The sequence below is a fragment of the Streptomyces sp. NPDC048338 genome (assembly GCF_043201055.1).
In the GTDB taxonomy this organism is placed as follows: domain Bacteria; phylum Actinomycetota; class Actinomycetes; order Streptomycetales; family Streptomycetaceae; genus Streptomyces.
Genome location: NZ_JBICYQ010000006.1, coordinates 342325 through 365773, shown reverse-complemented (window position 1 = coordinate 365773; position 23449 = coordinate 342325). Strand labels below are relative to the sequence as shown.

19 protein-coding genes and 1 tRNA gene are annotated in these 23449 nt (G+C 74.0%); 11 read left to right on the top strand and 9 right to left on the bottom strand.

All coding sequences use genetic code 11. From position 1 onward, the window contains the following. Positions 1–4: 4 nt before the first annotated feature. Positions 5–3016 (bottom strand): LuxR C-terminal-related transcriptional regulator, encoded by a 3012-nt coding sequence (locus ACGFZF_RS17035; protein ID WP_393554780.1) that lies wholly within the window; start codon positions 3014–3016, stop codon positions 5–7. 205 nt (positions 3017–3221) lie between these two features. Beyond that, entirely contained in the window at positions 3222–4916 is a 1695-nt protein-coding gene (locus tag ACGFZF_RS17030) for a S8 family serine peptidase (protein ID WP_393554940.1), read from the bottom strand. Positions 4917–5468: 552 nt separating this feature from the next. Here ACGFZF_RS17030 and ACGFZF_RS17025 point away from each other — a divergent pair. After that, positions 5469–6143 carry a hypothetical protein gene (locus ACGFZF_RS17025; protein WP_393554778.1) on the top strand — a complete coding sequence of 225 codons (675 nt, stop codon included), beginning with the start codon at positions 5469–5471 and terminating at the stop codon, positions 6141–6143. A gap of 9 nt (positions 6144–6152) precedes the next feature. On the opposite strand, the gene ACGFZF_RS17020 is transcribed toward ACGFZF_RS17025, so the two are convergent. The 5 genes from ACGFZF_RS17020 to ACGFZF_RS17000 all read right to left on the bottom strand — a co-directional run bounded on the left by ACGFZF_RS17020 (position 6153) and on the right by ACGFZF_RS17000 (position 11396). Next, the gene (locus tag ACGFZF_RS17020) at positions 6153–7019 is read right to left on the bottom strand and encodes a GNAT family N-acetyltransferase (protein ID WP_393554776.1); all 867 of its coding nucleotides are present in this window, start codon (positions 7017–7019) and stop codon (positions 6153–6155) included. Between the two features lie 263 nt (positions 7020–7282). Further along, positions 7283–8176, bottom strand: coding sequence for a hypothetical protein (locus ACGFZF_RS17015; RefSeq protein WP_393554774.1), 894 nt, complete (start codon positions 8174–8176; stop codon positions 7283–7285). After that, positions 8173–9177, bottom strand: a complete 1005-nt coding sequence (locus ACGFZF_RS17010; protein ID WP_393554772.1) for an SPFH domain-containing protein — start codon at positions 9175–9177, stop codon at positions 8173–8175. The genes ACGFZF_RS17015 and ACGFZF_RS17010 overlap by 4 nt, the downstream gene beginning before the upstream one ends. 153 nt (positions 9178–9330) lie before the next feature. Next, positions 9331–10554 carry a DMT family transporter gene (locus ACGFZF_RS17005; protein ID WP_393554771.1) on the bottom strand — a complete coding sequence of 408 codons (1224 nt, stop codon included), beginning with the start codon at positions 10552–10554 and terminating at the stop codon, positions 9331–9333. Next, positions 10551–11396: a phosphatase PAP2 family protein gene (locus ACGFZF_RS17000; protein ID WP_393554769.1), complete on the bottom strand. Its 846-nt coding sequence runs from the start codon at positions 11394–11396 to the stop codon at positions 10551–10553. Before ACGFZF_RS17000 ends, ACGFZF_RS17005 begins: the two co-directional genes overlap by 4 nt. 146 nt (positions 11397–11542) lie before the next feature. Between ACGFZF_RS17000 and ACGFZF_RS16995 the strand changes: the two genes are divergently transcribed. The 6 genes from ACGFZF_RS16995 (at position 11543) to ACGFZF_RS16970 (ending at position 17036) form a co-directional block, all read left to right on the top strand. After that, positions 11543–12163: a TetR/AcrR family transcriptional regulator gene (locus ACGFZF_RS16995; protein WP_393554768.1), complete on the top strand. Its 621-nt coding sequence runs from the start codon at positions 11543–11545 to the stop codon at positions 12161–12163. A gap of 190 nt (positions 12164–12353) precedes the next feature. Continuing rightward, positions 12354–12755: a DUF488 domain-containing protein gene (locus ACGFZF_RS16990; RefSeq protein WP_393554766.1), complete on the top strand. Its 402-nt coding sequence runs from the start codon at positions 12354–12356 to the stop codon at positions 12753–12755. A gap of 73 nt (positions 12756–12828) precedes the next feature. After that, entirely contained in the window at positions 12829–14070 is a 1242-nt protein-coding gene (locus ACGFZF_RS16985; RefSeq protein ID WP_393554764.1) for a cytochrome P450, read from the top strand. Positions 14071–14161: 91 nt separating this feature from the next. After that, on the top strand, positions 14162–14878 hold the full coding sequence (locus ACGFZF_RS16980) for a (Fe-S)-binding protein (RefSeq protein ID WP_393554762.1): 717 nt from the start codon (positions 14162–14164) through the stop codon (positions 14876–14878). Beyond that, a complete protein-coding gene (locus ACGFZF_RS16975) occupies positions 14875–16305 on the top strand; it encodes a LutB/LldF family L-lactate oxidation iron-sulfur protein (RefSeq protein ID WP_393554760.1) in 1431 nt (476 codons plus the stop codon). The genes ACGFZF_RS16980 and ACGFZF_RS16975 overlap by 4 nt, the downstream gene beginning before the upstream one ends. Before the next feature lie 95 nt (positions 16306–16400). Then, the gene (locus tag ACGFZF_RS16970; RefSeq protein WP_393554938.1) at positions 16401–17036 is read left to right on the top strand and encodes a lactate utilization protein C; all 636 of its coding nucleotides are present in this window, start codon (positions 16401–16403) and stop codon (positions 17034–17036) included. Here ACGFZF_RS16970 and ACGFZF_RS16965 read toward each other — a convergent pair. Further along, complete coding sequence (locus ACGFZF_RS16965; RefSeq protein ID WP_393554759.1) at positions 17013–17507, bottom strand: DUF309 domain-containing protein; 495 nt, start codon at positions 17505–17507, stop codon at positions 17013–17015. The genes ACGFZF_RS16970 and ACGFZF_RS16965 overlap by 24 nt on opposite strands. 258 nt (positions 17508–17765) lie before the next feature. On the opposite strand from ACGFZF_RS16965, the gene ACGFZF_RS16960 reads away from it, so the two are divergent. The 4 genes from ACGFZF_RS16960 to ACGFZF_RS16945 all read left to right on the top strand — a co-directional run bounded on the left by ACGFZF_RS16960 (position 17766) and on the right by ACGFZF_RS16945 (position 21166). Continuing rightward, positions 17766–17839: transfer RNA gene (locus ACGFZF_RS16960), tRNA-Pro, on the top strand. A 534-nt stretch (positions 17840–18373) separates the two neighbouring features. Continuing rightward, complete coding sequence (locus ACGFZF_RS16955) at positions 18374–19576, top strand: NAD(P)/FAD-dependent oxidoreductase (protein WP_393554757.1); 1203 nt, start codon at positions 18374–18376, stop codon at positions 19574–19576. A gap of 17 nt (positions 19577–19593) precedes the next feature. After that, on the top strand, positions 19594–20544 hold the full coding sequence (locus tag ACGFZF_RS16950) for a sigma-70 family RNA polymerase sigma factor (protein ID WP_393554755.1): 951 nt from the start codon (positions 19594–19596) through the stop codon (positions 20542–20544). An 85-nt stretch (positions 20545–20629) separates the two neighbouring features. After that, on the top strand, positions 20630–21166 hold the full coding sequence (locus tag ACGFZF_RS16945; protein WP_393554753.1) for a VOC family protein: 537 nt from the start codon (positions 20630–20632) through the stop codon (positions 21164–21166). Positions 21167–21533: 367 nt separating this feature from the next. Here the strand turns inward: ACGFZF_RS16945 and ACGFZF_RS16940 are convergent, their stop codons facing one another. After that, positions 21534–23249, bottom strand: a complete 1716-nt coding sequence (locus ACGFZF_RS16940) for an RICIN domain-containing protein (RefSeq protein ID WP_393554752.1) — start codon at positions 23247–23249, stop codon at positions 21534–21536. Positions 23250–23449 lie beyond the last annotated feature (200 nt).

Genomic DNA, 23449 nt, shown 5'->3' with positions numbered 1-23449 from the left:
TGGATCAGCCCCTCAGCGCGGTCGCCAGCTGGGCGCGGGAACGGACGTCCAGCTTCTGGTAGATCCGGGTCAGCCGGGCCTCGACCGTCTTCACGCTCAGGTACAGCTTCGCCGCCGCCTCCTGGTTGCTCGCGCCCTGCCCGACGAGCCGGGCCAGGCGCAACTCCGCCTCGGTGAGCGAGGACAGCGCGGGCAGGGTGTCCTCGCCGGGCTCGCCCGCCTTCGTCTCGCTGGTCAGCGCCAGCCAGGGGACCGCCCCCGCCCGCTCGAACACCGACGCCGCCGCCTGCAGCGCGCCCTGCGCCGCCGATCTGCGCCGCCGTCTGCGCTCCACGCGGGCCAGCGCGATCAGCGCCCGGCCGCGCTCCAGGGGCAGGCCGGCCTCGCCGAACCGGTCGGCCGTGACGGTCAGCAGATCGGCCGCCTCGTCGGTCTTCCCGGCGGCCGCGAGGGACAGGGCGTACGCGCGGTCGCAGCCCAGCAGAACGGTCGTCCGCCCCAGCCGCTCCGCGACCGGGCGGACCTCGTCGAGCAACGCCACGGCCTCCTCGGCCGCGTCGGTGGCCAGCAGCGCCTCGGCCAGCTCCTCGTGCCACCGCAGCATCGAGGGGTCGACGGTCGACTGGGCCCGCTCGTCCGCCTGCACCCGGCGCAGCGTCTCCAGCGCGGAGGCGACGTCGCCGTTGACCAACTGCACGCGGCCCAGGGCGTAGAGGCTGCGGGAGAGGAAGACGCGGTCGCCCTCCTCCTCGGACGCCTGGACGCTGCGCCGGGCGTAGCTGGCCGCCCGGCCGAAGCTGCCGCCCGCGGTCTCCGCGAGCGCGAGGGTGTACCAGGCGGGCCCGGGGGAGAGGCCGGCCTCCAGGGTCAGCGCGAGGGACCGTCCGGCGTGCGCCAGGGCGGACGCGCACGCGCCGATCCGGGACTCGACCGCGGACAGCGTGTGGTAGAGCTCGATCCGGTCCTCCACCGAGCCGCGTCGCTGGACCAGCGGCAGCAGCGCCTGGATCTGGTCGCGGGCGTCGGCGAGCCGGTCGTCGAACAGGGCGTGGCGGATCGTCAGGATCTGCGCGGCGTTGCGGATGCCGAGCGGACGCTCCGCCAGCTCCAGGGCCCGCGCCTGGGCCAGGATCGACTCGGCGTCCGGGACCCCGAGCGCGCGGTCCATGCGGGCCTGCACGGTCAGGGCCTGGGTCGCCGTCCGTGGATCGCCCATCGAGGCGGCCAGCGCGGCGGATTCGACGGCCGCCGCCCGGGAGCGCAGCGGATCGCCGTCGGCCAGCACGTACTTGACGGCCAGTCGGAGCTGGACGGCGGCGCGGAGCGCGGTGTGGCCCTCGGAGTCCTCCATGGCGTGGACGTACATGTCGTCGAGCCCGGTGAGCCCCTGGCCCGCGGTGTCGAGTACGGCCAGCCGGGCGCGGACCCGGTCGGTGGGGGCCGCGTCCCTGGCCAGCAGGTCCGTGGCGGCGCGCATCGCGAGGTCGGCCCGGGCGGCGCGCGCGGCCTCCTCGGCGGCGTCGACCAGCCGGGAGATCCGCTGCGTGCCCTGCTGGACCGGGGTCGACTCGGCGGCGAGCAGCGCCAGTTCGGCGGCGAGCGCGCTGTTGCCGCGCCGCCGGGCCAGGTCGGCGGCCGCGGCGACCTCGGCGGCCAGCGTCTCGTCGGGGACGTCGGTGGCCAGCGCCCGGTGCCGTACGGCCTCCACGGGATCGTCCACCACCTCGGCGAGGGCGGCGTGACCGGCGCTGCGTTCGGCCCAGCAGGCGTCGTGGACGAGGGTCGAGGGGAGCAGCCCGGCGGTGAAGGTGACCGTGCCGTCCTCGGAGAGCGAGACCAGGCCGGCGCGCTCGGCCGCGGCCAGGTCGGCCTCCGCGTTGGGGCGGCCCGCCCGGCGGATCAGCGTGGCGGAGGGCCGCAGCGCGAGCGCCGCGAGGAGCAGCGTCTCGCGGACCGCGGGCGGGGCGGCGCCGAGGAGCTGGCGGGCCAGGTCGCGGGCCCGGCCGGAGAGGGTGAGCGCCTCGGCGTGGTGCACGGGCGTGCGCGCGTCGGCGAGGGAACGGCCCACCGCCAGGGCGAGCCTCGGGTTGCCGCCGCTCGCCTTGTGGATGCGTCCGGCCATCCGTGAGGGCAGCCGGTGGTGGATGAGGAGTTCGGCGATCTCGTCGGCCTGCAGCGGCGGCACGAGCAGGATGTCGGCCTCCGAGGGCACCCACAGATGGGTGTCGTACGTCTCCTCGGTGTCGTACGCCTCCGGTGTCTCGACGGCGACGACGCGGAGCGCGGGCGGCGCCAGGTGCAGGGCGAACCGGAGCAGATCGGCGCTGTCGGCGTCGATGTGCTGGACACCGTCGACGACCAGGAGCGCGGGGCCCCGGGCGGTGAGCGTGCGCAGGATCTGGGCGATGCCGAGGCGCAGGGCGATCGGATCCCAGCCACCGTCCTGCAGCGGGGCCTCGCGGCAGAGCATGGCGACCGCGGTCCGCTGGGGACCGGGCAGGGCGTCGAAGATCCTGGACGCGGTGACGGCGAGCGGGCCGGCCCCGGTGTACGCGGGGGGCTGCGCCGGGGCGCCGTTGTGGCCGCCGTGTCCCAGGTGGGCGCCGCGGGCCTGGCCCGGGATCCCGACGGACCCCGGCGCGCTGCCGGAGCCGGCCGCGGGACCGGATTCGGCACCGTGGCCCGGTCCGTGTCCGGATTCCGGACCCGCCTCGGTCGAGCCGTCCTCCGGCGCCGGAGAGGCGGTTCCCGGCCAGGTCACGGTCGCCGCCACCGACGCGACGAGCGCGGCGGCCACCGCGCCGGGTATGTCGCGGTCGGAGGGGAGGGTCGAGAGCCACAGCACGGTCTCGCCGCGGGCTTCCGCCAGGGCGGCCTCGGCCAGGGCGACGTCGGTCTTGCCGACCCCCGCGGGTCCGGTGAGCAGGGCGCGGCCTCGCGACTGCACCACCCGCTCGAGACGGGCGAGCAGTTCCTCGCGGCCCACCGGCGCAGGGCGGTGCGACGCAGTCGTCACGTGTCCACCACCCTCCGGTGCTCGGGGCGGCCCCGTGAGCCCCTGTGGCCCAGAGAATACGGAGAGTACGCGCGCAGTCCAGACTTGTTGTCCGGCATTCGGACAACGATTACGTGTCAACATGCCAGGACGCGCCCGTGGTGTAGACCACGAGCGCGTCGCTGACCAGCAATAATGCTGTTGTGGGGGGTGGTTCAGGGGTGGATCAGAAGGTCAGGCTCCACGAGTCGATGTAGCCGGTGTCACCCGAGGCCACATCGCGGACCTGGAGCTTCCAGGTGCCGTTGGCCAGCTCGCTCGACGCGTCGACCGTGTAGGTGGTCAGGACGTTGTCGGCGCTGTCCGAGGAGGAGGACGCCTTCAGGTTGCGCACGGTGCCGTCGGGGGCGACCAGGTCGATGACCAGGTCACCTCGCCAGGTGTGCTTGATGTCCACGCCGACCTTGAGGGCGGCGGGGGCGTTGCCGGTGCGGCCGGTGACGGCGATCGAGGACGACACGGTGGTGTTGTCGGAGATCGTCACGTCCGTCGCGTTGGTGAAGACGGTGCCGGCCGGCGGCGTCGTGGTGACGGCGTCGACGGACTTGGCCGTGTCGGCGATGCCGGTGCCGCAGCCGCCGGTGCAGGTGCCGGGCAGCGGACGCGCGTTGGTCTTGATCGCGGACTCGATCTCGGCCGGAGTCAGGGTGCTCTTGGCCGACTTGAGCAGCGCGGCGAGACCGGCGATGTGCGGCGCGGCCATCGAGGTGCCCTGGTAGGGCTTGTAGTTCTCGGCCGACTGGGTGGTCGTGCCCGAGTTCAGCGTGGAGTAGATGCCGTTCTCGGGGGTGGTGACGGTGCCGGGCGTGTCGGTGGCGCGGCGGGTCTCGCCGCCCGGAGCCGCCACGTCCACGATGGTGCCGTAGTTCGAGTAGTACGAACGGTTGCCCTCGCGGCTGGTCGAGGCCACGGTGATGACGTTGGAGCAGTTCGCGGGGGTGAATCCGGACGCGTTGGCGTTGCTGTTGCCCGCGGCGACGACGACGGTGGTACCGCGCGAGACGGCGCCGTTGATCGCGTTCTGGTAGACGCTCGGGCAGGTGGAGCTGGCGCCGCCCAGGCTGAGGTTGATGACCTTGGCCGGAGTCGAGTTCGCCGGCACGCCCGGAACGGTGCCGCCGGACGCCCAGGTGATGGCGTCGGCGATGTCCGCCGAGGAGCCGCCGCACTTGCCGAGGACGCGCACGGGCTGGATCTTCGCGTTGTACGCGATGCCCGCGATGCCCTTGGTGTTGTGGGTGACCGCACCGATGGTGCCGGCCACGTGGGTGCCGTGCCAGGAGGAGTTGCTGGCCTTGGAGCCGGTGCCGCACTCGCCGTCCGTGGCGTTCCAGTCGCCCTCGTCCTTCGAGTCCGCGTCACGGCCGTTGCCGTCGCGGGCGTCGGCGGAGGTGGAGATGAAGTCGTACCCGGAGACGATGTTCGTCGCGAGGTCCGAGTGGGCGGCGTAGCCGGTGTCGATGACGGCGACGGTGACGCCCGAACCGGTCGTCTTGTCCCAGGCCGCCGGAACGTTCATGCCGCCGGTGGCCTCGAAGAGGTCCCACTGCTTGGCGTAGTCCGTGTCGTTCGGGGTGACCGCCATCGCGTAGGCGCGGATGTCGGGCTCCACCGAGGCGACCTGCGGGTCGGCGCGGAAGGCGGCCATGACCTCGGCCACGTCCTGCTTCGAGGCGCTGTCGCCCAGGTCGACCAGCGCGGCGCCGCCGGCGAGGCGACGCTCGAAGGAGAGGGCCTCGCCGGTCTCGGTCGCCTTCGCGGCCGCGTCGCTCTTCGCGGCGGCGTTGGAACCGGCTTCGGCGGTCTTGGACTTGTAGGTGACGATGACCTTCTCGACCGGGGCGGTGGGAAGGGCGGTCATCGCCTGCGAAGCCGGGGCCGGCTTCGGGGTGGAGGCGACCGGAGCGGCGGCGAACGCCCCGGTGGATGTGGCAGCGGCGCCGATGATCGCGGCACTCGCGACCACGACGGATATGACTCTCCGCCTGGAACTGTTCAAGGTGTTCCCTTTCGAGCACGACGTAGGTGCGGAGCAGTGGCGGCGGCGCGGGAGCCTCGGGCGCGAAGTGGGGTCGCGGTCCGTTGCTCCCTGGGCTTGGGGGGCCCATGCGCCGCCACCGGCGCGACGGCCCGGGTCAAGGCCGTCCCCGGCAGATCCCACCCTCCGCATGCACCTGACAGGGCCTGAATGCACCTGAGGGGTGCGGTTCGGGGGATGGGATCTGCCGGTGCGGCAGACAGTAGGGAAAGCCGGGATGAACCCGATACGGGGAAAACCCTTGTCGCCCCCCGAGGGGGGTGGGGGAGGGGTGGGGGCGGCGTACGAGGGGGTGCGCGGGTAGGGGTGGTGGAGGCCGGGCATCACTCCTGGGTGAAAAGACTTACCAGCAGGGGGACTTGGCGATACGGACGGGTGCCTTCCGCGGTCCGGCTGATCGTGCTGGTCGCGGTGGGGGTCGGGCTCGCCTTCGGGGGTTCGTGGGTGGCCGATGCGTACCGCGAGGCGCAGGTGTACCGGGGCGCGGCCCTCTGCGGGCAGGGCGCCCCCGCCGGTGCCGAGGGGCAGCGGGGGTGCGTCGCGGTGGCGCGGGGCACCGTGCTCGACCGGGCACGGCGGGAGGACTGCTCGTGGGAGTCCAACGGTGACGGGACGAGCTCCTACCGCTGCACGACGTCGTACGAGGTGCGGATCCGCAGGCCGGCGAGGACGGAGTGGCACGATGTGGGGTACCGCCTGTACGAGGACGCGCGGCCCGGCGACCGGGCCGAGGTCCGCACCTGGCAGGGCGGGGTGGTCCGCGTCGTGGTGCGCGGCCACACCGAGACCTACCTGACCGGCTCCGAGTTCCTCGTGGGCCTGTGGTGTGCGGTGTGCTGGCTGTTGCTGGGCCTGGGACTCTGGGCCGCCTTCGGGAGCAGGTACGGCACGCTCTTCGCCTTCCACAACGCCGGCTGGATCGGCCTGGCGTTCCCCGTCGGCGTCCTCGGCTACGGCCTGCTGCTCGGCATGTCCGTGGCCGCCTGGATCGGTGCGCTCGTCGGCGCGGCGTTCCTGGTGTGGTGGACGGTCGGCGCCCGGAACCTCTGACGGAGGAGGTCAGCCGAGTTCGAGGCTGGTGACCCCGAAGATCCGCTCCTGGGCGACCGGCCGGAGCGGGCCGGTGTACATCCGGGCCGTCTCGAACGTCGGCTCCAGGCCCCGCTCCTCGGCGAGCCGCGCCGCCGCCGGGTTGGCCTCGGGCATGTCGACCGCGATCCGGTCCGAACCGAACGCCCGCGCCTCGGAGGCCAGCGCGTCGAGCAGCAACGCGGCGTCCGCCGGGGTGTCCGCGAACAGCGGTCCGACGCGGGCCTCGTCCTGCGCCGGCCGGACCACCCCGTACCCCGCCGGGCGTCCGTCGACGAGCCGCACGAGGGCGCGGTGGCCGGGTGTGGTCAGCCAGGAGTCGAGGAAACGCGGGCGGTCTGCGGGGTGGCAGGCGCTGTCGTACGCGGCCAGGGCGGCCCGGTCCACCCGGTCCGCGGGCACGACACCGGCGGCGGGGGCCGGGGGCGCGGGGACCTCGCCCACGTACCGGGCGGTGCGGTAGGCGGGCGCGAAACCCGAGCGGCGGTAGTTGTCCTGCTGGGCGGGCACCCCGTCGAGGCCGACCGTACGGTCGCCGGCGTGGGCGAGGGCGGTCCGCCAGGTGGCCAGACCGTGGCCGTGACCGCGCAGGTCGGGCCGGACGAGGTAGAAGCCGAGGAAGGCGTAACGGTCGCTGTAGTTGACCACCGAGATGGCCGAGACCGGCTCCCCGCCGATCCGCCCGAGGAAGAAGCCGGCGGGGTCCTGCGCGAAGAACGCCGGGGCGTCGGACAGTCCGGGGTTCCACCCCTCGTCGGCCGCCCACGCGCGCACCTGGGCCCAGTCCCGGACGGTCGCGGGCGAGACGTGGAGCGGGCCGGAGGGGGCGGAGGTCATGAGGGTTCCTTCGGCAGCCGGTGCGGACGACTCCCGGGCTCGGGGCGACTCCGGGAACGACACGTGCGACGGGTACGCGGGAGGTGAAACCGGGCAAAGCGTGCGCCGATCCTAACGAGGCCGCGGGGCGCTGTCCTCCTCGGCGATCAATTCCGGCCGCCCGCGCGAGGGTCGGAGGCGAGCGGCCCGGGAGCCGCTGGCACCGCCCGTCGTGCGACCCCTGCGCCCTCCCCTCGTCCGGCCCCGCCCGGGGCGCGCGGGCCTCACCCCACCAGGCGCAACGCCGTCCCCGACACCCCCACCCGTACCGTCTGACCCCAGGTCAGTTCCAGGGAGTCGCTCTCCATCCCGTCCCCGAAGGCCACCATGCGGTCCGACTCGACGGTGAGGCGCAGTCCCTCGCCGGAGCCCAGCGCCCCCTCCACCCGGCTCGTGCCCGTCGTCGGGGACGGCCAGGCCTCGCGGACGAACCAGGCGAGCCGGGGGTCGGTCGGGGCCGGCAGCGTCAGCCGGCTGGAGCGCTGCTGCCACAGCGACCGCAGCCAGCCCGTCGCCCCGGTCCCCGTCCCCACCAGGACACCCGACGAAGCCTGCGGTTCCGGTTCGCCGCCCGCGCCGTCGAGGGCGAGGGTGTAGCGGGCCGTCTGGTGCCCGGGCGGACCGAGGTAGATCTCGTTGAGCGCGAGCAGCCGCTGCGCGTCGTCCGTGACCGCCTCCACCATGGTCAGCTCGTCCGCGCCGGTACGCGTGGCGGCCGGCAGCAGTGTGCGCGCCTGCGCCGCCCGGTGACGTACGAGGACCCCCGGATTGCGCCCCGGATCGGAGTCGATGCCGACGACCGGCTGCCCGGACAGGTACTTCGCCGCGTTCGCCACCAGACCGTCCTGCCCGACCACGACGACCACGTCCTCGGGGCCGAACAGGAAGCGGTCCAGATCGGCCCGTTCGACCCGGGTCTGCCGCCACTGGAGCGGCACCGCCCCCGCCACCTCCGCCAGCGCCCGCCGGGTGCGCTCGTGCCGCTCCCGGACGTCCTCGATGCTCCGGCCCCGGCTGGAGAGGAAGAACGCCGCCTGCCCGTGCGTACCGTGCCGGGCGAGGAGCTCCTCGTACTCCGTGGTGCGGTGGACGAGGACGGCCCGGGGCGCCAGGCTCACGACCGGTTCCCTCCGCCCAGCTTGGCGAGAAGCCCCGTCAGCACGTCCGGCGACAGCGTGAGGTTCTCGATCCGCGGCAGGTTCTCCGCCGCGCGGGTGGCCGCCAGGGCGTGCAGCGTCGCCGCGTCGACCTCGCCGTGCACCCGGAGCCAGGACGCCTGCGCCTGGGCGCGGGCCTCGCCCACCTCGCGGACCGCCTCCGCCTCGGCGCGCGCCAGCCGGACCGTACGGACCGCCTCGGCCTCCGCCCGTACGGCGTCGGCGGCGGCGCTCTCCTCGGCCTCGCGCCGGGCGTTGGTGCCGCGCTGGTCGACGAGCCGCTCCTCCTGGCGGGCCAGCTCGATCTTGCTGGCCAGCTCGTTCTCCGCGATGGCCCGCTCGCGCTCGACGGCGACGGCGCGCCGCTCGTACGTGGCCCGGTCCGCCTCCTGCTGGATCTGCTCGCGCGCCGGCGTCCGCAGCGCCCGCTCGACCTCCGGCTCCGGCCGGATCGCCACCACGCGCACGGCGACCACCTCGATGCCCGTGGCCGGCAGCCGGGGTTCGGCCGCCAGCCCGGCCGCGATCCGGTCCCGTACCGCGGCGACGCCGTCGACGAGCGCGGCGGCGAGCGGTGTGCGCGCCAGGACGTCGAGGGCGTGCTGCTGCGCGGTCTCGGTGAGCAGGGTGGCGATCTGCTCGAGCGGCGCGCCACGCCACGCCCCGGTGTCCGGGTCGATCGAGAAGTCGAGCCGGGTGGCCGCCGCCTCCGGTCCGCTGATCCGGTAGGTGACGGTCGACTGGACGCTCACGTCCTGGAAGTCGGCGGTGCGGGCGTGGAACGCCATCGCCAGCTCGCGGTCGTTCACCGGCACCTCGGAGAGCGCGGCGGACAGCGAACGGAACCAGAAGCTGAGGCCCGTGCCGTCGTGCACGAGCTGTCCGCGCCGGTGGTGGCGGATGTGCGCGGTGGGCGCGGAACGCAGATGGCGCCAGCCGGCGCGGCGGGTGATGTCGGCCATGGGAACTCCCCCTTGTCGTCATCATGACGATAGGGACCCTTCCGCTTTTCGTCAAGATGACGAAAGTGGCTTCGTCCGATCCGCCGCCGGCCGCTCCGGTGGGGCGGGAGCCTCCGTGCCGCGCTTGACGGCACCTCGCGGCCTGAGCCGACGTCAGCCGCCGAGCGGGGCGGTCGCGGAGGCCGGTCCGGCGGGCGACCGGGGTGACGGTGCGGGCAGGGTCGTCCGCACGGGGGTGGCGGCAGACGCGGCGACGGTGAGGCGCGTCGGCGCGGAGGCCGCCGGGGCGGCCGTCGCGCCGGCGGTCCGGGGGCGGGGCGCCGAGGCGGCGGGGGTCGTGAAGGCCGCGAACGCCGGGGCCGGTTCCGCGGCCGCCGCGACGGGGCCCGGTGCCGGAGTCGCGGAGCTCGTGACCGCCATGGCCGGGGCTGCGGCACCCGGGGCCGTGACACCCGGGTCCGCGATGCCCGGGCCCGCCGGCGCCGGCCCGCTGGTCAGCAGGATCACCCCGCGCGCCGCCACCGCCGAGGCGGCGGCCGCGACCAGCCAGCCCCAGGCCCCCGCGCGGAAGGACTCGCCGAGGAGGGCCACGCCGATCACCGCGGCGGCGGCCGGGTTGGACAGGTTCACCACGGCCAGCGGCGCCGCGAGTCCGCCCCGGTACGCGGACTGCGAGAGCAGCAGGCCGCCCACCGCGAACGCCGAGATCAGCACCGCGACCAGGGTCGTCTGCCACCAGCGCAGGGCGCCGCCGGGCAGTTCGTGCGCGAGAGCCGAGGTCACCGTCTGGGTGAGGGCGGAGGCGACGCCCGAGGCGACCCCGGAGGCCGTCGCGTGTCCGAGCCCCCGGGCCCGTCCGGTACCGCCCGCGGCCGACCCGGCTCCGGGGGCGTCCGCGCGGACGCCCCCGTGCAGCCGTCCCGAGGCGAGAGCCGCGATCAGCAGGCCCGTCGCCGCGGCGACGACCAGCGCCTCGCGCAGGCTCAGCGCCTCGCCGGGCTTCGCGGGCCCGGTGACCGACACCAGGCCGACGAGGCCGACGAGGGTCCAGAGCGCCCCGCGCCACTCCGGCCGGGTGACGCGCCGCCGCGCGCAGTACGCCCCGAGCGGCAGCGCGGCCACGAGGGTCAGTGCGCCGAGCGGCTGGACGAGGGTCAGCGGACCGTAGTGCAGCGCCGCCACGTGGGCGAGCGCGCCGGCCGCGTTGAGGCCGACCGCCCACCACCACTGACCGCGGGCGAGCAGCGCGCGCAGCGCGCCGCTGCCCCCGTCGGACGAGGCGGCCAGCCGGGACTGGGCGACCGCGGCGAGCGCGTAGCCCGCGGCGGACACCAGGGAGAGGAGCACCGCGACCACGGTGCCGTCGAGGGCGTTCATCGCAGGGCTCCTGCCGGGCGGGGCGCGGCGGCGCGCGCGAAGGTCTCCGAGGGGGTGGGTTCGTCGCGGCCGGAGCCGGAGCCGGGGTCGCTCCCGGGCGCGGCCGGCCGGGCGCCCGGCGCGGGGACGACGGCGAGGGCCAGGGCGACCAGGGCGCCCGCGGCCAGCGCGTCGAACCAGTAGTGGTTGGCGGTTCCGACGATCACCAGCAGGGTCAGCAGCGGATGGGTCAGCCACAGCCACCGCCGACGGCCCCGGGTGGCGGCGATCAGCCCGATCGCGACCATCAGCGCCCAGCCGAAGTGCAGCGAGGGCATCGCGGCGAACTGGTTCGCCATCGAGTCCGTCTCCGGCGTCGCGCCGTACACGGAGGGCCCGTAGACCTGTGCGGTGTCCACGAGTCCGGCGGCGGCGAGCATCCGGGGCGGCGCGAGCGGCATCAGCAGGTGCAGCGCGAGGGCCGCGGAGGTGACCAGGGCCAGGACGCGCCGGGACCACACGTAGTGGCCGGGGCGGCGCCAGTAGAGCCAGCCGAGGAAGGCGACGGTGGCCGGGAAGTGCACGGCCGCGTAGTACGTGTTGGCGGCCCGGACGAGCGTGTCGCCGTGCAGCAGCAGGGCCTGTATCGCGCCCTCGCCGGGCAGATGGACGGCGCGTTCCGCGTCCCATATCCGGTCGGCGTTGTGGAACGCCCGGAGTTCGTGGCCGTTCGCGAACCGCCGGCCGGACTTGTACACGAGGAACAGCGCGGTGACGAGCAGCAGCTCGCGGACCAGCGGCGGTCTCGGGGTAGCGGTCGGCCCCGGTCCTGCAGGACGTGTCCCACGTATCCCGGCAGCCATGGCGCGGCCCCTTTTTCCGTCAAACCGGCAACAAACGGGGGAAGCCTAGATCCGATTTCATCGAGACGCAAGCGTCTCGATACGTTTGCGTCTCGATTGTGCACCCCCTACTCTCGTATGTGCAGAGAGCTGTCCGGGAGGAATCGATGTCCACGCAGGCCACGACGTCCACGCAGGCCGCCACCGCCGCCGCCCGTCGGGGCAAGATCACACCCGAACGGGAGGCGGAGCTGTACGACGCCGTGCTCTGTCTCCTCCGTGAAGGCGGCTACGACTCGGTGACCATGGAGGGCGTCGCGGCCCGCACCAAATGCGGCAAGGCCACCCTCTACCGGCAGTGGGGGAGCAAGCCGCAGCTCGTCACCGCCGCTCTCGCCACCCAGCGCTGCGCCTTCTTCGCCGGCATCGACACCGGCTCCCTCGCCGGCGACCTGCGGGAGGCCGCACGCCTGGCCGCCACGCCCCGCGAGCGGGACGCCGAGCTGATGGAGGCGGTCAGCCAGGCGTACATCCAGCACCCCGACCTGCGCGAGGCGCTGCGCGAGACCGTCATCCAGCCGGAGGTCGCGGCGCTCGACGAGATGCTGCGGCGCGCCGTCGAGCGCGGCGAGATCGACGCGGACAACCCGGCGATCGGCTTCGTCGCCCCCTGCTTCCTCGGGATGCTCCGCATCGAGCGGCTCTTCGAGGAGCGGTTCTCGGACGCGGCCACGATGCGCACGTTCGTCGACGGGGTCCTGCTGCCGGCCCTGCGCGCCCGGCCCTGACGCGGGGGCCCCGTTCCGGCCGAGCGCCCGCCCGGCACCGCCCCGTCGGAGGCCGGAGCACCCCACCCGCCCCGCCCTTCCGGTTCCCGCCCCCGCCGCCCGCGCCGGGACCCCGCCGCCCGCCCGGGCCCCGCCCCGTCCGGCCGTGCCCGGGAGTGTGGCCAGGGCGCCCGTCCGGCACCCTGGAGCCATGCCCGCCTCCACCCCCGACGTGCGCGTCCGCCGGATCTACGAGCCCCCCGAGCCCGACGACGGCCTGCGCGTCCTCGTCGACCGGCTCTGGCCGCGCGGCCTCGCCAGGACCGACGCGCACATCGACGAATGGCCCAAGGCGCTGACCCCCTCCACCGAACTGCGCCGCTGGTACCACGGCCCCGAGGGCACCTACGCCGAGTTCCGCCGCCGCTACGAGACCGAACTCGCCGAACCCGGCGCCGCCGAGGCCCTGGACCGGCTCCGCGAACTCGCGGCCGCCGGCCGGGTCACCCTGCTCACCGCGGCGAAGGAACCGGACACGAGCCACACCTCGGTGCTCCTCGCGGCCCTGTCCGGAACCGCTCCCCGCCCGCCGTCCCGTGGCCCGGGGGCATAGCCAGGGGCGCGCCGGGCCCGTCACCATGGCCCGACGCACCGAGTTCCGCACCAGCTCCCTCCGGAGGCGCCGCGTGGACCCGATCTCGTACGAGCTTCTCGACGCACTGCAACGCGACCCGTACCCCCTCTACGCCCACGCCCGGCGTACCGAGGGGCTGACCTTCGTCCCCGAACTCGACGCCTGGCTCGTCTCCCGGGACGCCGACGTCCGCGAAGTGCTGCTGCGCCCCGAGGACTTCTCCTCGGCCCAGGCGCTCCGTCCCGACGTCCTGCCACCGCCGGCCGTCTTCGGCGTCCTGGCCCGCGGCTTCGGCCAACGGCCCACCGTCGTCTCCACCGACGGCGCCGCCCACCGCCGCCACCGCGCCCCGCTCAACAGCGGACTCTCGGCCGCCCGGATCGCCGCCCTCGCCCCGTACGCCGAAGAGGTCGCCGCGTCCCTCGTCGACGCCTTCGCCGCAGACGGACGCGCCGAACTGATGGGCGCCTACGCCCGCAGACTGCCCGGCGCCGTCATCGGGCGGCTCATCGGCATCGAGCCCGAGGACGTGCCCGCCGCCGTGCGCGGCGGACACCGCGCCGAACAACTGCTCTTCCGGCCGATGCCCGAGGACGAGCAGATCGCCGCGGCCGAGGACGTGGTCGCCCTCCAGCACCTCCTCGACCGCTACGCCCGCGAGCGGCGCGCCCGCCCGCGCGAGGACCTCTGCTCCGTGATGGTCGCCGCGCTCGCCCCCGACACCGGCCTCGGCCCCGGCCGGCGCGACCTCACCTGCGACCAGCGCAGCGAACTCGTCGCCAACCTGCAGAACCTCCTCATCGCCGGGCACCTCACCACCACCGCTCTCATCGGCACCACGCTGCTCCACCTGCTGCGCCACCGCGAGCAGTGGGAGCTGCTCTGCTCCCGCCCGGAGCTGATACCCGGGGCGGTGGAGGAAGCGGCCCGCTTCGACACCGCCGTCCAGGGATTCCGCCGCACCACCACCCGCCCCGTCGCCCTGGCCGGGACCGACCTGCCCGCCGGAGCGACCGTCTTCGTCGCCTACGGCTCCGCCAACCGCGACGAGTCGCGCCACCCGGACCCCGACGTGTTCGACATCGCCCGGCCCGCCACCCCCACCCGGCACCTCGCCTTCGGCCACGGCGCCCACGGCTGCCCCGGATCACAGCTGGCCCGAACCCAACTCCGCCTGACACTCGAACTGTTCACCCGCCGCATGCCCGGACTGCGGCTGGCGGAGGACCGTGAGGTGGTGATGCGGCCCACGCTGATCCACCGGTCGCCCGAGGAGCTCCATCTCACCTGGTGAACACCGGGCGGCCGGGCGATACCGGATCGATACCCGACGGGCCGGCATCCGGCCGGTACCCCGCCGCCCTTCACCGGCATATCCTGCGCGCATGCGCGTCGCACTCTTCGTCACCTGCGTCAATGACGCCCTGTATCCCTCCACGGGAGTGGCAACCGTCCGCATACTGGAACGGCTCGGAGTCGACGTCGACTTCCCGGCGGCCCAGACCTGCTGCGGCCAGCCGCAGTACAACACCGGCTACCGGCGCGAGACCGTCCCCCTCGTCCGCCGCACCGTGGACGCCTTCGCCGGCTACGACCACATCGTCACCCCCTCGGGGTCCTGCGCGGCGATGGTGCGGCACCACTACGCCGGGTTCGGCGCCGAGGCGGCCGCGCTCGGACCGCGGACCCACGAACTCACCGAGTTCCTCGTCGACGTGCTGGGAGTGACGGACGTCGGCGCCTACTTCCCGCACCGCGTCACCTACCACCCCTCCTGCCACGGCCTCCGCGCGCTCGGCCTCGGCGACCGGCCGCGCCGGCTGCTCCGGGCCGTCAAGGGCCTCGACCTCGTCGAACTGCCGGCGGCCCAGGAGTGCTGCGGCTTCGGCGGCACCTTCGCCGTCAAGAACGCCGACGTGTCGGCGGCGATGGGCCGCGACAAGGTCGCCCACGCGGCGTCGACCGGCGCCTCGGTCCTCTGCGGCGCCGACAACTCCTGCCTCCTGCACCTGGACGGGATCCTGCGGCGCGAGGGCGAGCCCCTCCGGACCCTGCACCTCGCCGAGATCCTCGCGAGCACGGAGCGGGAGCCGGCGCTGTGACCGGGACGTTCGTCGGGATGCCCGCGTTCCCCGAGGCCGCCCGCGCGGCCGTGGGCGACCCCGTACTGCGCGCCAACCTGCGCCACGCCACCCACACCATCCGGGACAAGCGCGCCAAAGCGGTCGCCGAACTCTCCGACTGGGCCGAGCTGCGCGAGGCCGGCAAGCAGATCAAGGACCACACGCTGCGCCATCTCGACCGCCACCTCGCGCAGTTGGAGGCCGCGGTCACCGCCGCGGGCGGCACCGTGCACTGGGCGCAGGACGCGGCCGAGGCGAACGGGATCGTCGCCGACCTGGTGAAGGCGACCGGAGAGACCGAGGTCGTCAAGGTCAAGTCGATGGCCACGCAGGAGATCGGGCTCAACGAGGCGCTGGAGGCCGAGGGCATCCACGCCTACGAGACCGACCTCGCCGAGCTCATCGTGCAGCTCGGCGAGGACCGACCCTCGCACATCCTCGTTCCCGCCATCCACCGCAACCGGGGCGAGATCCGCGACATCTTCCGCGACCGGATGGGGGCCTGGGGCCGTTCCGCGCCGGACGACCTGTCCGACAGCCCGGCCGAACTCGCCGAGGCGGCCCGGCTCCACCTGCGGGAGAAGTTCCTGCGCGCCAAGGTCGGCATCTCCGGCGCCAACTTCATGGTCGCCGAGACCGGCACGCTCGTGGTCGTCGAGTCCGAGGGCAACGGCCGGATGTGCCTCACCCTCCCCGAGACCCTGATCTCGGTCGTCGGCATCGAGAAGGTCGTGCCCACCTGGCAGGACCTGGAGGTGTTCCTGCAGACCCTGCCCCGCTCCTCGACCGCCGAGCGGATGAACCCGTACACCTCGATGTGGACCGGGACCACGGACGACGACGGGCCGCGGGCCTTCCACCTCGTCCTGCTCGACAACGGCCGCAGCGCGGCCCTCGCCGACGAGATCGGCCGCCAGGCCCTGCGCTGCATCCGCTGCTCCGCGTGCCTCAACGTCTGCCCCGTCTACGAACGCGCCGGCGGGCACGCCTACGGATCCGTCTATCCCGGCCCCATCGGCGCCATCCTCACGCCCCAACTGCGCGGTACGGCCAGTGCCGTCGACGCCTCGCTGCCGTACGCGTCCTCGCTGTGCGGCGCGTGCTACGAGGTGTGCCCGGTGGCCATCGACATCCCCGAGGTCCTCGTCCACCTCCGCGAGAAGGTCGCCGAGCAGGGCGGCAGGGGACACCGGCTGGAGAAGGCCGCGATCAAGGCGGCGGGCTGGGTGCTGGACCGCCCGGCCGCGCTCGCGGCGGCCGAACGCGTCGCCTCCGCCACCCGCGCCCTCCACCCCCGCCGCCTGCCCGGGGCGGTCCCCGGGGCCGGTGCCTGGTCCGAGAGCCGCGACCTGCCCGAACTCCCGGCGGAGTCCTTCCGTACCTGGTGGAAGAAGAACCGCACGTGAACGACCCGCACCCGAACCACCCGCACGACGGCGCCGCCGCCGACACCGCGCCCGCCGCCGGGTCCGCCGGGCCCGTCTCCTCCGCGCGCGACCGGATCCTCGCCCGGGTCCGGGAGGCCGTCTCCGCCGCGCCCCCGGCACCCGAGGCGGAGCGCACGTACCTGCGGAGCCACGTGCCCGACGACCCCGCGGCGCTCGTCGACCTGCTCCACGCCAACCTGGCGGACTACCGCGCCCTCGTCCACCGCACCGACCCCGACGGCCTTCCGGCCCTGCTCCTGCGACTCCTCGCCGAGCGCGGTGCCAACACCGTCCTCATCCCGTCCGGACTGCCCCACCAGTGGCTGCCTCGCGCCGACGTCACCCGGATCGACATCACCCGCATCCACGACCGCGCCGCCTCGTCGCCCCACGAACTCGACGCCGTCGACAGCGTCGTCACCGGCTGCGCGGTGGCCGTCGCCGAGACCGGGACGCTCGTCCTGGACGGCGGACCCGGCCAGGGCCGCCGCCGGATCACCCTCGTCCCCGACCACCACATCTGCGTCGTACGCGTCCCGGACCAGGTGGTGGCCTCCGTGCCGCAGGCCCTCACGCGGCTCGACCCCACCCGCCCGCTCACCTGGATCTCCGGCCCGTCGGCCACCAGCGACATCGAACTCGACCGCGTCGAGGGCGTCCACGGCCCCCGGACCCTGGAAGTGGTCCTAGTCCACGAGCCCGACGCGTAGCCGCGGCGCCTCGGCCGCCGCGTCCCGCACCCGGTCCGCCCGACCGGCCAACTCCCGCGCCCAGGAGGCAAGTCCGGCGACATCGATGCCGTATCCGGCCGCCTGCCGGACGGGATCGGGTGCGCCGATCCGGTCGGCGCCGCGCCGCAGCAGCCGGGCGCCCCCCGTGGCATTGCCGCGCGCCGCGTGCGTGAGCCCGACCGCCAGCTGGGCCAGCCCCTGCCACAGATCCCGCTCGCCGGCGGGCCCGCTCTTCCACGCGTCCTCGAACACCTCGTGCGCGTGGAACGGCATCCCCGCGTCGAGCAGCCGCTGCGCCTCGCGGAGCGTCTGCGCCGGACTGCGTTCGATCCCCTCGGGTTGCCGCTCGACCCCCTCGGCGCCGTACGGCAGAGGCCGCCCGAGCCCGTCCCGCGGGCGCGCACTCCGCGCCCGCCCCTCCTCGTCCCGGTCCCTCGGCGTCCTGTCCACGCCCCCATTGTCCCCCGGAGGGACAGCACGGCCAGGCCGAGGCCCGCCGCTCGACCCCGCGCCTGCCAGGCCCTCGCACCTCCCTGCGGCGCCCCTCACCCCCCGCCACCTCACCGGGACCACCACCCCGGCCGCCACCTGCGGCGCCGCCACCCCGACGGCCGACGCGAAGAGAGCCCACGCGTCCATCGGTCGCGCGGAGTGAGGTAATGTTCTCTTGCACGCCGACACCGGGGGACACCCCGGAACGACGGGCATCGGGACGTGGCGCAGCTTGGTAGCGCACTTGACTGGGGGTCAAGGGGTCGCAGGTTCAAATCCTGTCGTCCCGACTTTTCGAAGTCGGAGGTCGAGGGGCCGTTTCAGAGGAATCTGAAACGGCCCCTCGATCGTTTTCGGGACCGCTTGGGGATCCGCCGGGTGCAGTGAGCGACCGCTACGGTGACGGTCGGCTCGGGTCCGACCGGTTTCGGTCGTGCCGGCACGGACGATGCGGGTGCCGGTGTACTCCCGGGGGCCTTCGGCCGTGCCCGCACCGGGCCAGGAGGCGTGTGTCTGGTTGCCGGCCTCGTCGTAGGCGTACCGCTCGGTCCACTTCTCGGCCGTGACGCCGGTGACCCGTCCCTCTCCGGTCAGTTCGAGCTGTCCTTCCACCTCGGGGGCGGGCCGGACGGCGGTGATCGGGATCGGATCACCTGGTCGGCTCGGCCCGCGTCCGCGCCGCCGTCCCTGCCGCCTCCGCGTCACGAGCGTCGTCGGACGGCGCTCCTGCGCCATGTGACCCACGTCACATGCGGTTCCTGTCAGCAATCGAGGCGCTGCTCCGCTCAAGTCACCGGGAGCAAGCGAACCGACAGGAGCATCACATGAAGCACCGCATCGTCGTCCTCGGCGCCGGCTACGCCGGGGCCTACGTGGCCGGGACCCTGGCCCGCCGGCTGTCCCCGGCGGACGCCGAGATCACCGTGGTCAACGCCGAGCCGGACTTCGTCCAGCGGCTGCGGCTGCACCAGCTCGCGGCCGGCCAGGAGATCGAGGCTCCACAGCTCGCCGACGTCTTCGCCGGCACCGGGATCCGGCTGCGCCTGGCCCGTGTCACCGCCGTCGACCCCGAGCGCCGGGCCGTCACCGTGGCCGACACCGAAGGCGGCGGCGAGCTCGGCTACGACACGCTTCTCTACGCGCTCGGCAGCCACGTCGCCGACCACGGCGTCCCCGGCGTCGCCGAGCACGCGTTCCACGTCGCCGGTCGTCCGGCGGCGCTGCGCCTGCGCGAACGCCTGGACAGCCTGAGCAGGCGGGCCGAAGGCAGGGAAGTGCTGGTCGTCGGCGACGGGTTGACCGGCATCGAGACCGCCACCGAGATCGCCGAGTCCCGGCCGGGCCTGTCGGTGACCCTGGTCGCCCGGGGCGAACTGGGCGCCCCGCTCTCCGCCGGGGCCCGCGGCCACCTGCGCCGGGCCTGCGACCGGCTGGGCATCACCGTCCTGGAGCACACCGCCGTCGAAGCCGTCGAAGCGACGCGGGTGCTGTGCGCCGACGGCACCGTCCTGGCGTCCGACGCGACCGTGTGGACGGCCGGGTTCTCGGTCAGCCCCCTCGCCGCCGTCGGCGGTCTGGAGGTCACCGAGGAAGGCCGGATCGTCGTCGACCGCACCATGCGGTCCCTCTCGCACCCGAACGTCTACGCCGTCGGTGACAGCGTCCACGCCATCGGCGACAACGGCCGGCCGCTGCCGATGTCCTGCGCTTCGGCCGGTTACACCGGTCTGCAGGCCACGGCCGCGATCGTGGGACGACTGACGGGCCGCAAGATCCCGAACGCCAAGCTGGAGTACCACGGAAACCACATCAGCCTCGGGCGGCGGGACGGGATCCTGCAGATGGTCGACGACGAGGGGCGGGCGAAGCCGAAGTACCTGGGCGGCCGGAAGGCCGCGCGGATCAAGGCGGGCATCCTCGGCATGTCGCTGTGGACCACCTCGCACCCGACCTTCGGCCTGCCCAGGCGCAAGCGCCACCTGGCCGCCTTCTCGCCGGAAGCTTCCGCCGAGAAGGCGGTCGCGTAGCGCCTAGGGTGGTCCGCGTGGACAGCACCGCCGTCGATCGCTTCGACGCCGACCGGTTCGAGGCCGGCCGCAACCGGCTGGCCTCGCTGGCGTACCGGCTGCTGGGGTCCGCCACGGACGCCGAGGACATCGTGCAGGACGCGTTCCTGCACTGGCAGGCCGCCGACCGGCAGCGGATCAGGGTGCCGGAGGCATGGCTGACCAAGGTCGTCACGAACCTGTGCCTCGACCGGCTCCGCTCGGCTCAGGCCCGCCGCGAACGCACCGTCGGCGCCTGGCTGCCCGAACCGCTCCTGGACGGCGACCCGATGCTCGGCCCGGCAGACACCTTCGAGCAGCGCGAATCGGTCTCCCTGGCTGTGCTGACCCTCATGGAACGCCTGTCACCCCACGAGCGGGCCGTCTACGTCCTGCGCGAAGCGTTCTCCTACAGCCACGCCGAGGTCGCCGAGATCCTCGACATCACCGAGTCCGGCAGCCAGCAGCACCTCCACCGGGCCCGGCACCGCGTCACCGCCGCGCGCCGCGGCGGCGAAGTCGACCCGGCGTCCGCCCGCAGGATCGTCGAGGAATTCCTCGCCGCGGCCACCTCGGGCCGCGTGGAACGGCTGGTCGCGCTGCTCACCGACGACGCCACCGCGATCTCCGACGGCGCCGGTCTGAGCCGGAAACTGCTGCGGTACGACACACCGCAGCGCATCGCCGCCATCGCACGGGCCGGCCTGAAGCCCACACCCGCGAAGCGGCGACTCGCCGGCGGCACGCCTGCCGTCCACTACGCCCTCGTCAACGGCGCCCCCGCCATCCTCTTCGTGCCCGGCGACCGGGTCGTCGGCGCCGTGACGTTCGACCTCACCGAGGGGAGGATCGCAACCGTGCGCGGCATCGCCGCCCCCAACCGCCTCGTCCGCCTCGCCGAAGCCTGGCGTGAGCACGAACCGGACGCGCCGCTCATCACCCGGTGGTGACCCGACACCCCTCGCTCAGGACAGAAACCGACCTACTCCTCGCCTACCGTCGCTGCCGTCAACCGACATCGACGGAAGGATCACGATGCCCGAGCAGACCGACGGCGCGGCGCCCGCCGGATACACCACGGTCGCGCCCTGGGTCGTCACCGACGACACGGGGGCCTTCCTCGACTTCGTCACCGAGGTGTTCGGCGGTGCGGAGCTGGTGCGGGTGCGGACCGAGGACGGTGCGATCGGCCATGGGGAGATCCGGATCGGCGACACCGTCGTGCTCGCCTTCGACCGGCACGCCGACTGGCCCGCCATGCCGAGTCTGCTGCGCGTGTTCGTTCCCGACCCCGACCACGCCGTCTCCCGGGCCGTCGCCGCCGGAGGCCGGGTCGTCACCCCCGTGGTCGACGACGCCTTCGGGCAGCGCGGCGGCCGAGTCAAGGACCCCTTCGGCAACATCTGGTGGGTGGTCGGGCGCGTGGAGGACGTCTCCGAGGAGGAGATGTGGAAGCGGCTGCGCGAACCCGTGTACGCCGACGCCATGCGCGTGGCCCAGGAGACGCTCGACGCCGAACTCAGCGGCCGGGACCGGGGCCGCGGCAGTGCTCCGGTCAGGTCGACCGGCTGACCGTGCCGCGCAGGGGCGCTCCGGCAGGGGCTGTCGCCGTCCCCGTACGGTGGTGGACCCCCGTCACCGGGACAGGGGGGCCACCACTGAGTTCGCCTAAGGGCTGTCCCGTAATCCGCGGTGGGTCGGCGCACGGCGTCGGATGCGGTGCATCGCCAGGCGGAGGGTCGTCCTCATACTGGGCGTATTCGGGCGATCCGACAACGCCGCGTGGGGGCACCCCCGGCCGAAGGCTGGGGGAGTGCCGTAGCCGACGTCGTGCGCCCGCCGGGGATTACGGGACAGCCCTTAGGGCAGGAACGCGTAGAACGGACCGTCAGGCGCCCGGTCGCGGGAGCACAACGTCGTCCCTGCCCTTGGGACAGCCCTAGAAGCCCTTGATCACCCAGTCCTGGACGTCGGGGGTGGGGCTGCCCTGGGTCCACAGGGTCAGCCAGACGCCGTTGCCCAGGGAGTTGCCCTTCGGCGTGATGGCCTTGCCGTAGGCGTTGACGGCGCTGCCGTCGGCCGACGGGGAGAAGCGCTGGACGTCGCTCGACGGGTTGCACGTCCACAGGGTCAGCAGCGCGCCGTTGGTGTTGGCGCCGTTCGCCTCCGGGGTGATGCACTTGCCGCTCGCCCGGTGGACGATCAGGCCGTTCTCGTACTTCCACCGCTGGCTGTCCGAACCCGTGCAGGGCCACACCGTGATCGGGGTGCCGTTGGCGGTGCCGTCGCCCTGGGGCGTCGCGCAGACGGAGCCCGCCCGGTGGAAGTTGGTGAGCCAGCTCCAGCCGTCGACGGGCTTGCCGGCGTCGGGCTCGACGTTGAAGACGACCCGGCGCGGTCCGGTGGAGTCGACCAGTGCCTCGTTGGCGCCCCAGAGCCGCCTGGCGTGGGGGTCCCAGGAGAGGCCCTGGGTCAGCTGCGGCGCCTGGGTGAGGACGTGCGGGGCCTCGCCGGGCTTGGCCACGTGGATGCAGGAGTAGAGCTCGGTGCCGCCCGGCCAGTACGTCGGACAGGTGCCGCTCATGTAGTAGTTGGTGCCGTCCGTGGCGGTGCCCTGGATGCCCCACACGGGAGAGCTGTAGCCCGTGGTCTCCGAGGCCACCGTCGTGGGGGTGCCGGTACCGAGGGCCGACAGCGGCCAGCGGACGATGCGGGCTCCCGCGCCGTTCCGGTTCTCCACCGAGACCAGGGCCGGCGTCGTGCCGGACCGGTCGATGCTCAGGCTGCTCAGGCACAGTTCGCTGTTGACGGACGGGCCGCAGGCGCGAGGGCTGTTGTTGACGAAGGCCGTGGCGGGGTTGTCGACCGCGGCGGTGGAGATGGTGCTGTAGCGGGCGACGAGCGGCATCGCCCAGAGGTGGAACCGGGCCGAGGTCTTGCCCGCGGCCAGGCGGGTGAGCGCGCTCGTGGTGTCGTTCATCCGCCACATGCGCGTGAGGTCGAAGACCTGGAGCTCCGCGCCGTTGGCCACGAACAGCCGGTTGCCGTACCAGGCGACCCCGTCCGAGTGCGAGTTCCACCGGAGCGGCTGGAAGTTGCCGCTGACCGGCTCCACCAGCGCGATGTGGCCGTACTTGACCTGGCCACCGGCCGACTCGGCGATCGAGACCCGGGCGTAGTCCTCGACGGTCGTCGGCGTGCGGTCCGAGACGTACGTGCCGTGGTACCAGGAGGTGACCGTCAGGGAGCGGCCCGCATACAGCCCGTCGGCGGTGGCGGCATGCGAACCGGCGAAGCCCTGCGGCATCCAGCCACCGGCGGCGTCGGCGTAGTTGGACCGGTCGTCCTCGTCGTCCCAGCAGAACCCGTCGGGCTTGAGGGCGCCGTTCAGCCCGGTCGCGTGGCAGAGGCCCGGGCGGCCCGTGCGGGTGCCCAGGACGTCGGTGACGGACGCCTTGGCGACGCCGGCGGCCTCGGCGGAGTCGATGAGGCCGGTCTTGTCGCCGTCCACGCGGGTGAGCTTGAAGTTCGCGGTGAACGGGTCCAGGCCGGAGGCGGCCTGGGCGGGCTGGACGGGGAGCAGTACGGAGGCGGCTACGGCCGCACCGAGTGACAACTGGGCGAGACGTTTTCCTCGTCCGAACATGAGTTTCATTTGGTGAGCGTAACCTCTGCCGTCCCGTCATGATCATCTCATTCACGGGGTCTTCACAGGTCAGAGGGGTCGGGCGGGGTGGCCGACCGGCCGTCGGCCACCCCCGGGGGAGGTGAATCAGCCACTCCCGGAAAAGGCTTGGACGCGGCCGACGTCCCTGCGGGAGACTCCGTTTCCTCACCGACTGTCACCACTGCATA